This is a genomic window from Pseudomonas sp. 273 (assembly GCF_029201425.1).
Classification (GTDB): Bacteria; Pseudomonadota; Gammaproteobacteria; order Pseudomonadales; family Pseudomonadaceae; genus Pseudomonas; species Pseudomonas delhiensis.
This window is the reverse complement of record NZ_CP116775.1, coordinates 5454681-5467922: the sequence shown is the minus strand read 5'-3', so window position 1 is coordinate 5467922 and position 13242 is coordinate 5454681. Positions and strand designations below refer to the sequence as shown.

Below are 13242 nucleotides of genomic sequence, written 5' to 3'. Positions count from 1 at the left end.
GGTGTGGCCGGGCTTGATGGAGGCACATCCCATGCGACCCGCTCCCTTGCGGCCTGCCGCCGCTGCTGTCGCTGCGCCCGCGCAGCCCCAACGCTACCTGACCAACGACGAAGCCGCCGAGTACCTGCGCCTTTCGCCGCGCACGCTGGAGAAACAGCGCGTGATCGGCGGCGGCCCGAAATTCCGCAAGTTTGGCCGCCGCGTCATGTATGCGGTGGCCGACCTCGATGCCTGGGCCGACCAGCGCAGCTACGAAGCCACGTCCGACCCGGAATATGCCGAACGCCACGCGGGCGACTACCGTGATGGCCGCTGATCGTTGGCCCGCCGGTGGCCGCCGTCATGTCCAGCCCACGGCAGGAGCGGGAACAGCTCGATCTGTTCCGCGCCTTGCCCGGCGACATGGCGCCGCGCGACAGCCAGGACTTGATGGCCTTTCCGTTCTTCTCGCTGGCGAAGTCGCGGCGCACCGCGCCGATCGACTTCCGCAGCGGCAACATCACCATCCGCGTGGAGGGCACCATCGAGCACGGCATCGCAACGATATGGGATGCCGACGTGCTGATTTGGGCCGCCTCGCAGATCGTGGAAGCCCGCGACGCCGGCATCATGCCGTCACGCTGGATACGCGCCACGCCTTACGAGGTCTTGCGCTTCATCGGGCGCGGCACCTCGCTCAACGACTACCTGCGGCTGAAAGCCGCGCTCGACCGGCTGCAATCGACCAGCGTGGCAACGTCCATCCGCGCACCGACCGGGCGGCGTCTACATCGCTTCTCCTGGGTGAACGAATGGCGCGAGCTGGCCGACGCCAGCGGCACGCCGCTGGGCATCGAGCTGATCCTGCCGGATTGGTTCTACGCGGGCGTGTTGGACGCGGCCTTGGTACTGACCATCGACCCGGCGTATTTCCGCTTGAAGGGCGGCATCGAACGCTGGCTGTACCGCCTGGTGCGCAAGCACGGCGGCAAGCAAGCGGACGGCTGGCAATTCGATTTCCGGCACCTGCATCGCAAATCCGGCAGCGCGGCCCGCTTCTCGGACTTCGCCTACGACCTGCGCGCCCTGGTGGCGCGGCAGTCGCTGCCCGGCTACGTCCTGGGCATCGAGCGGATGCCGGACGACGGAACGGAGCTGCTGACCTTCCGGCCCGTGCTGCACACGGCACGGGGATAACTGCGGGAAAAGTTGTGGACGGCCTCGTGCTATCAGGAGTACCGGGTATCGTGCTATCAGGAGTACGCCTATCGTGCTATCAGGAGTACGAAAACGCCGGAAAGCCAGTAATGGCGCGGGTTTGCGGCCCCTCTAACTTACCTAACTATAAATCTCTAACTTTTAGTAGAAGCGCGCCGTTTCGGTGGACAACCACCCAACGGTACGGCGAACCGCGTTTTGCACGGCGGCCAAAAGCCGGCTTTCCAACACGGGGCGCCGCGCCATGATCCTCGCTCTGCTCAACCAGAAAGGCGGTGTCGGCAAGACAACGCTCGCCACGCACATCGCGGGCGAACTGGCGCTGCGTGGCCAGCACGTCATCCTGCTCGATGCCGACCCGCAGGGTTCCTCGCTGGACTGGACACAGCGCAGGAGCCAGCAGGGCTTGCCCCGGTTGTTCAGCGCCGTGGGCCTCGCCCGCGAAACACTGCATCAGGAAGCGCCAGAACTGGCCCGCCGCGCAGATCACGTCATCATCGACGGCCCGCCGCGCATCGCCGCCCTGGCGCGCTCCGCGCTGCTGGCGGCCGAGCGCGTGCTGATTCCGGTGCAGCCAAGCCCCTACGACCTCTGGGCCAGCTCGGAAATGGTTTCGCTCATCCGCGAGGCGCAGGTGTTCCGGCCTGCGCTGCGCGCGGCCTTCGTCATCAACCGGCGCGTCAGCACCACCGTGATCGGGCGCGAAGCTCGCCAGGCGCTCGCCGAGCAGCCATTTCCTGCGCTGCGCGCGGAAGTGCATCAACGCATCGTGTTCGCCGACAGCGTGGCCGCTGGTCGGCTTGCACGCGAGACGGCGCCGGACAGCACCGCCGCACGCGAGATCACCGCACTGGTCGATGAACTGCTGCGGTGGCCGACATGAGCACCGCACGCGGCAAGCGCGTCGGCATCGGCACACGTCCGCCCGCGAATCCGCACGCCGAGGCGTGGGTTCGCCAGGGCGATGCCGATGCGCTCAACAAGGGCGACCTCTACACGGCCCGCCTGACGCTCGACGTGACGCCTGCGCTTCGCGCACGCATCAAGATCGCCGCCTTCGGCCAGGGCGTGACCGTGGCCGAACTGCTGCGCGGCCTGCTGGAGCGGGAGTTTCCCGAACACCGCACGGAGAACATGCCATGAATGCATCCGCTTCGCTCGCCGAGAACGCGGCACCGGCTACGCCGCTGCCTGCGCTTTCGGCACTCGCCGGGCAAGCCGGCAACGTGCCGCTGACGCGCGTATCGCTGGCCTACGTCGAACCGCGCTTCAAGCTCTACCTGCGGTTCGGTGAACCGGCACGCACACTGCGGCTCGACCGCTGGCGGCGCTGCGCGGTGTTCCTGCCGCGTGCAATGTTCTGCCGCGTGCGCTGGCAGGCAAATGACTACGGCACAATCCGCTGGCAGCTCATGGTGATGCAAGCCGCCACGCCGCTCGATGCCATGCAGCGCATCCCCGGCGTGCAGCCGGGCGCACGCCTGCTGCTGCACACCGAAGGCGATGCCAACGTGCGCGCCGTGCTGGAACGCATCGACGCCATCGAGGCGCTGGGCATCGCCCCCATCGACGTGTCGCCCGCGTACTGGCGCACGCTGGGCAACCGTCTTGCGGCGCGCTCGCCGCTGCCCGACTACACCGCCGAGCGGCACGCCGCCTGGCTGGCCGGAAAGGCGCTGCCATGACAGTACCCATCGCCACGGCCAGCACGCCCGCCGTTCCGCCGCGCCCTCGCTCGCGCCTGCGCGCTCGCATCGTCGTGGTCACACTGGCCGCCATCGGCTTCGCTGCGCTGGCCTGGGCGGCTTTCGTGTCGCCGCTGCCGCGCCTGACCTACAACCCGTCCGACAGCGTGGCGGTCGGCTGGTATCGCATCGACCCGTTCGACCCGCGCACCGCCTCGCTGCCACGTCCGTTGTCCGTGGGCAGCATCGTGCTGGTGCCGCTGCCGGCCACGGCCGCCGCGCTGGCTGCGCAGCGCGGCTACCTGCCGACGCGCGTGCCGCTGCTCAAACGTGTGGGCGCAGTCGCGCCGCAACACGTCTGCATCGTCGACGGTCAGGTACGCATCGACGGCGTGCCTACGGCCGCCGTGCTGCCCGCCGATCGGATGGGCCGGGCGCTGCCGTCCTTGCAGCTTTGCCGCCGCCTCGAACCGGGCGAACTGTTCCTGTTGAGCGTGACCAATCCGGCATCGTTCGACAGCCGGTATTTCGGCCCGGTCAGTGCGTCCGCCGTGATCGGCGTTGCGCACCCGATCTGGCTGGAGACGCGCCCATGATGGCCGCCGATTCGCTGCACGTTGCCGTGCATCTCATCGTGCCATCGGGCATGTTGTTCTGCTGGCTGCTGCCGTGTCGTCGCGCGTGCAGTGCGGGCGCATCCTCGCCGCACTTCGCGCAACATCCGGCGCAGCCGTCCAGCGTGCAGGCGTCTTGCCTCGGACGCGCCCGGCCTGCGGCCATTGGCGCGTTCGCCGGCGCGCTGGCTGCTCACGCAGCAGCACCGCCGGGCCGCCGACGCCCGGAGCGACAGCGAAGGGCAAAGGCGGAAGGCAAGACAAAAGGACGCGGCACCGGGCCGCGTCGAAAGCCAGTCTGCACATGGGGGTGGCGCGGCACGGAGCGGCTTTGCCGCCGTGCCGCGTTCGGCGCGAAGGTCGCGCCAATGCAGGCATGTCCGCGTGCTTCGCACGACAGGACACGCCGGAGCTTGCAGGGAGAACGACCATGACCGACCGCCGCGACGACGATTTCCGGGTGCGCCCCAGCGCCCCGAAAAACCGGGGCAAAGGCCAGGGCAAGAGCTTCGTTTCCAAGGTGCTCAAGCAGGCCGGCAAAGCCAGCAGCGGCAAGTCGGCGGTGCGCCGTCCTGGGGCGGCTGGTACCGGCCAGCGTCCCGGCTCGCGCCTGGGGCGCGGCCATACGGCGGCGCGTTTCGCCGGGACGAAGCTAACGCCCATGTCGCGGCGCGTGACCATCAAGACCTTGTTGGTCAATCACCAGCGGGCCAGTCCGCAGTCGCTCGCCAAGCATCTGCGCTATGTTGAGCGCGACGGCGCGGGCCGCGATGGCGAACCGGGCCGGGCCTATGGGCCGCAGACCGACGAAGCCGATCTGGACGCCTTCAAGGAACGCTGCGCCGATGACCGGCACCATTTCCGCTTCATCGTCTCGCCCGAGGACGGGGCCGAGCTGGACGACCTGCGCACCTATACCCGGCATCTGGTGAACCGCATGGAAGCCGACTTGGGCACGCGGCTGGATTGGGTGGCGGTCGATCACTGGAACACCGACAACCCGCATACGCACCTCATCGTGCGCGGGCGCGACGACACCGGCAAAGACCTCATCATCGCGGGCGACTACATCGCCCACGGCTTCCGCCACCGGGCCGCCGAGTTGGCGACGGAATGGCTTGGGCCGCGTACCGAACTGGAGATCCAGCAGACCTTGCAGCGCGAGGTGGAGCAAGAGCGGTGGACGAGCCTCGACCGCACGTTGCAGCGCGAGGCCGGCGACGATGGCCGGGTGCAGATCGAATGCTTCAACGAACCCCGGCTGCAACGCCAGCGCCTGCTGCTGATCGGCCGCCTGCAACGCTTGCAGCGCCTGGGCCTGGCCGACGAGACGCAGCCCGGCACCTGGGCGGTTCACGCCGATACCGAGAAGACCTTGCGCGCCCTGGGCGAGCGCGGCGACATCATCCGCACCATGCAGCGGGCCATGCGCGGCCAGCCGCGCGAGCTGGCGGTGTTCGAGCCGGGTGAGGTTGGCCGAACCGTCATCGGCCGCGTGGCCGCGAAGGGACTGGCCGACGAGCTGCATGACCGCGGCTATCTGGTCATCGACGGCGTGGACGGCAAGGCTCACTATGTCGCGCTCAACGCCCGCGACGAGCTGGCGAACTACCCGGCCGGCGCCGTGGTGGAGGTGAAGGGTTCCGCCGACGTGCGCGCAGCCGATAAGAGCATCGCCGCGCTGGCAAGCGATGGCCTGTACCGCACCGATCACCACCTGGCGATCGAGCAAGGCCGGGCCAAAGGCGGGCGCGACCCGCACGAGGTCGTGGCGGCCCACGTCCGCCGGCTGGAAGCCCTGCGCCGCGCCGGCATCGTGGAGCGCGTGGCCGAAGGGCTATGGAAGGTGCCGGACGACCTGGCCGAGCGTGGCCGCCAGTACGACTCGCAACGGCTGGGCGGTGTAGCCGTAGAGATGAAATCGCACCTGCCCATCGAGCGGCAGGCCCGCGTCATCGGCGCGACCTGGCTTGACCAGCAACTGGTCGGCGGCGGCCGTGGGCTGGGCGACCTGGGCTTTGGCAGCGATGTGAAGCAAGCCATACAGCAGCGTGCCGACTTCCTCGAAGAACAGGGGCTGGCACAGCGGCGCGGGCAGCGCGTGATCCTCGCCCGCAACCTGCTGGGCACGCTGCGCAATCGGGAACTGGCGCAAGCCGTCAAGGACATTGCCGCTGAAACCGGCCTGGAGCATCGCCCCATCACGGACGGGCAGCGCGTGGCCGGGATTTACCGGCGTTCCGTCATGCTCGCCAGCGGACGCTACGCGATGCTTGATGACGGCATGGGCTTCTCACTGGTGCCGTGGAAGCCGGTGATCGAACAGCGGTTGGGGCAGCAGCTCGCCGCGACGGTGCGCGGCGGTGGCGTGTCGTGGGAGATTGGAAAGCAGCGTGGCCTACAACTCTAGGCGTGTGGCTCGGATCGCGGCCCACTGTGCAGGTGGCCTTGCGTGCCGAAGCCGTGCAATAACAGCGAGCGGTCGGTCGATCAGGGCTTGAACAGCTCCGCGCCCATGAAGTCGATGAACGCGCGCAGCTTCGGCGCCAGATGCTTGCTCGACGGCCACAGCATGCGGAAGGTGCCCTGATGCGGGTTGAAGTCATCCAGCACCGTCACCAGTTCGCCCGCTGCGATCGCGTCGCGCACCATGAAGTCCGGCAGGCAGGCGATCCCGAGACCGTCGCGGGCGACGTGAACCAGGGCCTCGGTGGTGTTGCACACCATCGACGCCGAGAGGCTGGGTTCCGCCTCGCCCTCCGGCAAACGCAAGGGCCACGGCTCGAACTTGCCGGTGCTCGGAAACTTGTGTTGCAGGCAGGCATGGCCCGCCAGGTCGGCGGGCACGCGCGGCGTGCCTCGCACCGCGAAATACCGGGGCGCACCAACCAGCAGCAGCTTGAAGGTGCCCAGCGGGCGGGACATGAGCCGGGAGTCCGTCGGCTCCCCGGTACGAATGACGGCATCGAACCCGTCCTCGATCACATCGACCATCCGATCCGAGAAATCCACGTCCAGTTCGATGGCCGGGTAGCGGTGCATGAAGGTCGTCAGCGCCGGCATGACCAGGCCGCTGACCAGCGGCAGGCTCACGCGCAGCTTGCCCTGGGGGCCTGCCGGGTTTCCGACAGTTCCAGCTCGGCCGCCTCGACCTCGCAGAGGATGCGCCGGCAACGCTCCAGAAACAGCGCGCCTTCGGCGGTCAGCGTGATGCTGCGCGTGCTGCGGTGGAGCAGGCGCACGCCCAGGCGTTCCTCCAGCCGCGCCACGCTCTTGCCCACGGCGGACGACGAGATGCCGAGCACGCGCCCGGCCTCCGAGAAGCTGCGGGCTTCGGCCGCCTGCACGAAGAACCCAATGCCGTTGAGGGAATCCATTGCGTCGCCAATCTAAGAATATTTGTCCGATATGTTCGGAACCTTAGCCTATTTTTCTTGATCCTGCGCACGCCTACGCTGACGGCTGCACAGGTTGGATGCGGCTGTCCTGGCGTTCCAGACAAGGCTTCGGCGTCCGCCTGTCCCCCTGCGGACTCTTTGCGGACGTTTTCCATGACACAAGCCCTGGCCGCCACAAGCGGCACCACTGGCCGCGACTGGCTGCAACTGCTGGCCGCCTGCCTCACCGGCATCCTGATTCCGTTGTGCTTCACCGGGCCGGCCGTCGTACTGCCGTCCATCAGCCAGGAGCTGGGCGGGACGGCGGTGCAACTGAACTGGGTGGTCAACGGCTACATCCTGACCTACGGCAGCGCCATGATGGCGGCCGGTAGCCTGACCGACACCTATGGCCGCAAGCGCGTGTGGCTGGTCGGCCTGGCGCTGTTCGCGCTGGTGACATTCGCCATCCCGCTGGCACCGACGGTCGGCTGGATCGACGGCCTGCGCCTGCTGCAAGGACTGGGCGGCGCGGCCGCCTTCGCCGGCGCCATGTCCTCGCTGGCGCAGGCCTTCCACGGCCCGATCCGCACGCGGGTGTTCAGCCTGCTCGGCACCACGTTTGGCATCGGCCTGGCCTTCGGGCCGCTGGCGGCCGGCTGGCTGGTGGAGGTGGCGGGCTGGCGCTGGGTGTTCCTGGCGACGGCGCTGATCGGGGTGGCCGGCTTCGGCCTGGTATGGGCCAGCGCCACGGAGTCCCGCGATCCGCAGGCCACCGGCCTGGACTGGCCGGGCGCTCTCAGTTTCACCGCCGCGCTGACCTTGTTCACCTACGGCATCCTGCTGGCACCGGAAGAAAGCTGGCGCAGCGCCACGGTCCTGGGGTCGCTGCTGGCGGCAGCCGTGCTGTTCATGGCTTTCGTACGCATCGAGCGGCGCGTGTCGCGGCCGATGCTCGACCTGTCGCTGTTCAGCCATGGGCGTTTCGTCGGCGTGCAGGTGCTGGCCGCGTCGCCGGCCTTCTTCTTCGTCACGCTGATCGTGATGCTGCCGGGCCGCTTCATCGGCATCGACGGGCTGGGTGCGCTTGAAGCGGGACAAATGATGATTGCCCTGGCCGTACCGCTGCTGGTCGTGCCGTTCCTGGCCGCGCTGCTGTCGCGCTGGTTCACCTCCGGCGTGCTGTCCGGCGTCGGGTTGTTGCTGGTGGCGGTCGGGTTGGTCTGGCTGGGCCAGGTGCTGGCTGGCGGCGCCGGCCCGGTGCTGGTGGCGCCGCTGGCGCTGATCGGCATCGGCATCGGCCTGCCGTGGGGACTGATGGACGGCATGGCCGTGAGCGTGGTGGAGAAGGAACGCGCGGGCATGGCGACCGGGATCTTCAACTGCGTGCGGGTCTCGGCCGACGGCATCGCCATTGCGGTCGCCGGCGCACTGCTGGCGTTCCTGATCCAGGGCGGGCTACTCGGTGCCTTGTCCGCTGCCGAGCCTGCGGCCGTGATCGAGGCGGCCAACCGCGCCGCGCTGGGCGACCTGCACCAGGCCACCACGCTGCTGCCCGGCGAACGTGCGTTGCTGCTGGCGACCTACGACACCGCGTTCCGCCGGGTGCTCTACGTCCTGGCGGCCGCGTCGGCACTGACCGCATTACTGGTGTTCGCCTTGCTCGGCCGATCACGCGCGCATGAAGAAGCGGGAGCGACGCCATGACCTCCATCGGGACGGACGCCTTGCCCGCCGACCTTGCACGGCATCGGGCCTATGCGAGGGTCTTCCAGCCGGGACGGCTCACCTTCGGTTTCATCGACCCACTGGAAGGCCACGGTGCGCGGCGGCGGGGGCGTCATGGGAAGTCGGACGGACGCGCAGCCCCGGAATCGTCTGAAGTTCAGGCAGCAACATAGGGCGCTGGTCAATGAACGCCGTCGTCCATCGTGGCCAGGATCCGGTGCAGATACTCCCTGAATTGACCAACTTCTTCGGGCTGAAACTCCGTCAGCATCTGCGTGTTGATCTCGCGTACGATTGTCGGAACCGCGCTGGCGACAACCGTCCTTTTTCGGTGAGTTCCAAGTTGATGATGCGGCGATCGTCGTGCGAACGTGTGCGCGACACGATGCGCTTGGCTTCCAAGCGATCAAGCGCGCGCGTCATGCCGCTGGAGTTGCGCATACAGATGCGCGAGAGGTCGGACGCCGTGCTTGATCCGTTCTTGGCCAGTTGCAGCACCAAGCCCCACTGCGCGTCGGTGAGCGAGATGGCTTTCATTCGCTGATTGATCTTCGCGCGCATTTGTCCGTGAATGGACTGAATTAGCCAGATGATGCTATCGCCTTGGCGTGCCAATGACCCATCGCAATCTGAGCGGGGTGAACTTACGGACATGGACTGAATCCTGGCAGAGTCCCCGAGGGGATTGTTTGGTTCGGCTATTTCCTATCGCCAAATGCGTTTAGGAAGGTTGTTACCGCGATCTGCACCCAGTGATCCTTTTGAGCAGCAGATGGCCGGGTTTCAGGGTGCGTCAGGCACTCCATTTGCGCCTGAGCACGAACCATGCTGAGGAACAGCGTCGCGGCGGCTTCGATGCCTACCGACTGGACGTTGATCTCTCCAGCTTGTGCTGCCACGTTCAGTCGTTCGGCCAACATTGAAGTAACGACTTTCAGGCCAGCCAAGAAGAACCGTCGGCCCAAGTCTGGGAACCTGGGCGCTTCCGCCATGACCACCCGATACAACGCCAACGCAGTCGGCGAAAGCACGATGTCGAGGTAGGACATGCCAAGGTCGGTCAGGGTCTTGGCGATGTTGCCAGGGGACGTGTGCATCGCCCTGAACGTCGCGGTCATCGACGCACATTCGTGTTCCATCACCGCAGCGAACAAAGCCTCTTTGTTGGGAAAGCAGGCGTACATGGTCGCCTTCGAGACACCCGCCTCACGCTGAATCATGTCCGTGGTCGCGGCGCTGAAGCCATGCGTCAGGAACACCGATGTGGCTGCCTTCAATACGGCAACTTCCTTGTCGTTTCGCTCTACGGCGGCGGTGGCGGGCATGTGACTACTCAATAGGCTGAAGAAAGCGAGATCATCACTATACCGAACGGTTTTAGTTGAGGCAAAGCGGGAGCGTCGCGCCCACGAGGGCCCCGTGTCATCTAGCAACAAGTTGACGAATTCTCAGATTGCGGCTAGAGTACCGCCCGGTATAGTACCGTTCGGTACAGCAGCCAGGGGAGCTTGCATTCGCAACCTTTCCCGCGCCGCATCGCTAGAGGACTTCTATGAATCGCGTTTTTCGAGGCTGGGGACTTCGCCGAATCGCATACGGAGCGCCCGCGCTGGTTTTGGTGCTCGCTGGTTGCGTGACGGCACCCGACGTTCGGGGCCATCCCTTGCATCGCCCGACGCGGCGTTGCGCTCACGCGCGACGGTCGTGGCGAATGAACCTGCTTTGGTCGAGGAGCCGGCACCGACCGAATGGTGGCAACTGTTCGGCGATAAGACGCTGAGTGCGTTGCAGGCCGAAGCTGCCGAATCCAACCTCGATCTCCTCGCCGCCACCGCGCGTATCGAAGAAAGCCGTGCGCAACTTGGGCTGGCCAATGCGGCGCGCAGACCCCAACTGTCCGCAGACGCCAGCTACGCGCGCTCGGCCCTCAGTGAACACTCGCCGATGGTGCTGCTCGGCGCGCCGACCGAACCCACCAGTACCTGGTCGCTGGGTCTGCAAGCTGGCTGGGAGCTGGATTTGTGGGGGTATCTGCGCCACCTCAGCGATTCCGCCGAAGCCAAGCTGCAAGCCAGCGCCTTCGGCATGGAGGCGGTGAAGGTGTCCGTCGCCGGCGACGTGGCGCGCACCTACCTGCTGCTGCGTGGTGTGCAGGCACAAGTGGCAATCGTCGAGGAAAACCACCAGATCGCCGAGGGATTGTTGCGCATGGCGGAAAGCCGGGAGCGCAACGGCGTCGCCACCCGCTTCGATGCAGCGGCGGCACGCGCCGACTTGGCCGGTATCGAGGCACGCTTGTCCAGACTGCACCAACAGCGCGATGCCCTGATGAACGCACTGGCATTGCTGCTCGGCAAGCCGCCACGAGAACTGGATGACCACCTTGCCACGGCCGGCCTGCCACCGATGCCGCAGCGGCTGCCCGTAGGCATCCCTTCCGAACTGGCGCGGCAGCGGCCGGACATCTTGCAGGCGGAAGCACGCCTGCGTGCCGCCGTGGCCGACATTGGCGCGGCAACCGCCGACTTCTACCCACGCATCAGCCTGACCGGGAGCATTGGTGTGCAGGCGTTCGACTTTTCCGACCTGGGCAGTTGGGATTCCCGGCGTTTCTCGATAGGGCCGACGCTGCACCTGCCGATCTTTCAGGGTGGCCGCCTCAAGAGCAATCTCGCGTTGACCGAAGCCCGTCATCGCTTGGCGGGTATCGCTTACCAACAGACCGTCCTGCGCGCCTGGCACGAAGTCGATGATGCGTTGAACGCCTACACCACCGAGTTGAAACGGCACGAGCAGTTGCAGCTTGCCTTGACGCAGAACCAGACGGCTCTGAGCGTGGCGCAACGCGCGTACCAGCAGGGCACCGCCGATTTCACAGCCGTCCTGGTCGCCCGGCGTTCGCTGCTGGCAAGCCAGACCGAACTGACCGACTGCGCGACAGCCTCCGCGCTTTCCGTTGTCGCCCTCTACCGCTCGCTCGGCGGCGGTTGGTCTTCAGCACTCCGACCCGAAGCAGCGTTGGATGGCGACAAGTCATGAGTACGCCGACATCCACGCCAGCCGGCGGAGCGGCACCGCCGCCTGGTCAGCCATCACCACCCGTCTTCAATGCACGCCTGGCCACCGGCTTGCTGGGGGCGCTGTTGGCGGCGATGGTCGCCGGCTTGAACGGCCGTATTCCTGGCTTGGTGCTGGCCGACCTCCGAGGTGCCTTGGGCTTCGGCCTGGACGATGCCTCCTGGCTGACCACGGCCTATTCAGCGGGTGAACTGGCCGCAATGCCGTTCGCAACGTGGTTGGCCATCACGTTTTCGTTGCGCCGCTTTCAACTGACGATGCTGTTGACTGCGCTGCTTCTGTCCGCCGTCATGCCTTACGTGCGGGATCTGCACCTGCTGCTGGCCTTGCGCGTTCTGCACGGATTCTCCGGCGGCGCACTGATCCCCTTGCTGATGATGTCCTGCCTGCGCTTCCTGCCGCCGCCGATCCGGCTGCATGGCCTCGCAGTGTTCGCGCTGGTCGCCACTTTCTCGCCCAATGTCGCGCTTTGGCTGGCCGCTCTGTGGGTGGATCGTCTGGAGGACTGGCGCCTGGTCTACTGGCACGTGCTTCCCGTGGGCCTGGCGGCCGCTGCGCTGGTCGCCTGGGGCATCCCGAAACTGCCGCTGGCGTTGCCACGGCTGAAACAGGCCAACTGGTTCGGCATGGGCTTGGGCGTACCTGGCCTGATGCTGCTGGTGGTTGGCGTGGATCAGGGCGTGCGATTGGATTGGTTCCATTCACCGCTGATCGTTGCCGCGCTGCTGACGGGCCTCGTGTTCACCACATTGTTCCTGGCGAGCGAATGGGGACATCCAGCACCTTTCAATCGGCTGCAACTGCTGGAACGCCGCAACGTCTGGCTCGGATTCGTCAGCCTCGCCGTCCTGCTGATGGTGATGGCCACCGCCGTCACCTTGCCGGCCAATGTGCTGGGCCAACTCCAGGGTTTCCGCATGGAGCAGAGCGCGGCCATAGGCTTGATCGTCGGGTTGCCGCAACTGGTGCTGGGGCCTTTCGTGGCGCTGCTGCTGTATCAGCGTTGGGTTGATGCACGCCACGTCTTCGCGGCAGGACTGGCCTGCATGGCGGCGGGCTGCTGGCTGGCTGCGAGCATCACCAGTGAATGGATGGTGCAGCAGTTCATGTGGGCCGAAATCCTGCAAGCCGTTGGACAGCCGATGGCTATGGTCGCGTTGCTGTTTCTGGTGACGAGCGTGGTTCAACCGATGGAGGGGCCTTTTCTCGCCGGTATGGTCAACATCGTGCGCGTGTTCAGCGCGACCGTTGGCGGCGCCGTCATCGGGCAACTCACCGCGGTGCGCAGTCGCTTCCATACCGAAATGTTGCTCGACAGAGCGGGACAGCTCCTGCCTCGGATCGGGCCATCCGACACGGCGCAGGAAACACTGGCAGCAACTGTCGCGCAGCAGGCCAGCGTACTGACCACAGCGGACATCTATCGAGTGTTCGCTGTGCTGGCGGTACTGCTGATTCCGGCCGTGTTGAAGCTCCAACATATCCCTGCGCCTGTGGTGAATCGCACGCCCCGAAATGCGCCTCCAGCCGCACCGGCGGGTGCAACCTCTTGATCTTCTCCTG

At 66.6% G+C, this 13242-nt stretch carries 12 protein-coding genes and 1 pseudogene; 11 read left to right on the top strand and 2 right to left on the bottom strand.

All coding sequences use genetic code 11. The features are described 5' to 3' along the window. Nucleotides 1-31 precede the first annotated feature (31 nt). From PKO50_RS24925 to PKO50_RS24895, 7 genes are all read left to right on the top strand, one after another. Entirely contained in the window at nt 32-316 is a 285-nt protein-coding gene (locus PKO50_RS24925) for a helix-turn-helix domain-containing protein (RefSeq protein ID WP_033938359.1), read from the top strand. A 26-nt stretch (nt 317-342) separates the two neighbouring features. Continuing rightward, entirely contained in the window at nt 343-1176 is an 834-nt protein-coding gene (locus tag PKO50_RS24920) for a replication initiator protein A (RefSeq protein ID WP_275627546.1), read from the top strand. Nucleotides 1177-1441: 265 nt separating this feature from the next. Beyond that, nucleotides 1442-2080 carry a ParA family partition ATPase gene (gene parA / locus PKO50_RS24915; RefSeq protein WP_275627545.1) on the top strand — a complete coding sequence of 213 codons (639 nt, stop codon included), beginning with the start codon at nt 1442-1444 and terminating at the stop codon, nt 2078-2080. Further along, nucleotides 2077-2340, top strand: a complete 264-nt coding sequence (locus PKO50_RS24910) for a chromosome partitioning protein ParB (RefSeq protein ID WP_275627544.1) — start codon at nt 2077-2079, stop codon at nt 2338-2340. Before parA ends, PKO50_RS24910 begins: the two co-directional genes overlap by 4 nt. Next, the gene (locus tag PKO50_RS24905) at nt 2337-2882 is read left to right on the top strand and encodes a DUF2840 domain-containing protein (protein ID WP_275627543.1); all 546 of its coding nucleotides are present in this window, start codon (nt 2337-2339) and stop codon (nt 2880-2882) included. Before PKO50_RS24910 ends, PKO50_RS24905 begins: the two co-directional genes overlap by 4 nt. Then, on the top strand, nt 2879-3478 hold the full coding sequence (locus PKO50_RS24900; RefSeq protein ID WP_275627542.1) for a S26 family signal peptidase: 600 nt from the start codon (nt 2879-2881) through the stop codon (nt 3476-3478). The genes PKO50_RS24905 and PKO50_RS24900 overlap by 4 nt, the downstream gene beginning before the upstream one ends. Nucleotides 3479-3926: 448 nt before the next feature. Continuing rightward, the gene (locus PKO50_RS24895; RefSeq protein ID WP_275627541.1) at nt 3927-5906 is read left to right on the top strand and encodes a relaxase/mobilization nuclease and DUF3363 domain-containing protein; all 1980 of its coding nucleotides are present in this window, start codon (nt 3927-3929) and stop codon (nt 5904-5906) included. Between the two features lie 80 nt (nt 5907-5986). Here the strand turns inward: PKO50_RS24895 and PKO50_RS24890 are convergent. Beyond that, nucleotides 5987-6873 (bottom strand): annotated as a pseudogene (locus PKO50_RS24890) (LysR family transcriptional regulator). Nucleotides 6874-7047: 174 nt separating this feature from the next. Between PKO50_RS24890 and PKO50_RS24885 the strand changes: the two are divergent. Both PKO50_RS24885 and PKO50_RS24880 read left to right on the top strand, forming a co-directional pair. Next, nucleotides 7048-8580, top strand: a complete 1533-nt coding sequence (locus PKO50_RS24885) for an MFS transporter (RefSeq protein WP_275627540.1) — start codon at nt 7048-7050, stop codon at nt 8578-8580. Nucleotides 8581-8785: 205 nt separating this feature from the next. Next, nucleotides 8786-9145 (top strand): hypothetical protein, encoded by a 360-nt coding sequence (locus PKO50_RS24880; RefSeq protein WP_275627539.1) that lies wholly within the window; start codon nt 8786-8788, stop codon nt 9143-9145. 154 nt (nt 9146-9299) lie between these two features. Here PKO50_RS24880 and PKO50_RS24875 read toward each other — a convergent pair whose 3' ends face one another. Then, nucleotides 9300-9926, bottom strand: coding sequence for a TetR/AcrR family transcriptional regulator (locus PKO50_RS24875; protein ID WP_275627538.1), 627 nt, complete (start codon nt 9924-9926; stop codon nt 9300-9302). 304 nt (nt 9927-10230) lie between these two features. Between PKO50_RS24875 and PKO50_RS24870 the strand changes: the two genes are divergently transcribed. Together PKO50_RS24870 and PKO50_RS24865 are read left to right on the top strand one after the other, a co-directional pair. Beyond that, nucleotides 10231-11640 (top strand): TolC family protein, encoded by a 1410-nt coding sequence (locus tag PKO50_RS24870; protein WP_275627537.1) that lies wholly within the window; start codon nt 10231-10233, stop codon nt 11638-11640. After that, entirely contained in the window at nt 11637-13232 is a 1596-nt protein-coding gene (locus PKO50_RS24865; RefSeq protein WP_275627536.1) for an MFS transporter, read from the top strand. The genes PKO50_RS24870 and PKO50_RS24865 overlap by 4 nt, the downstream gene beginning before the upstream one ends. The last annotated feature ends 10 nt before the right edge of the window (nt 13233-13242 follow it).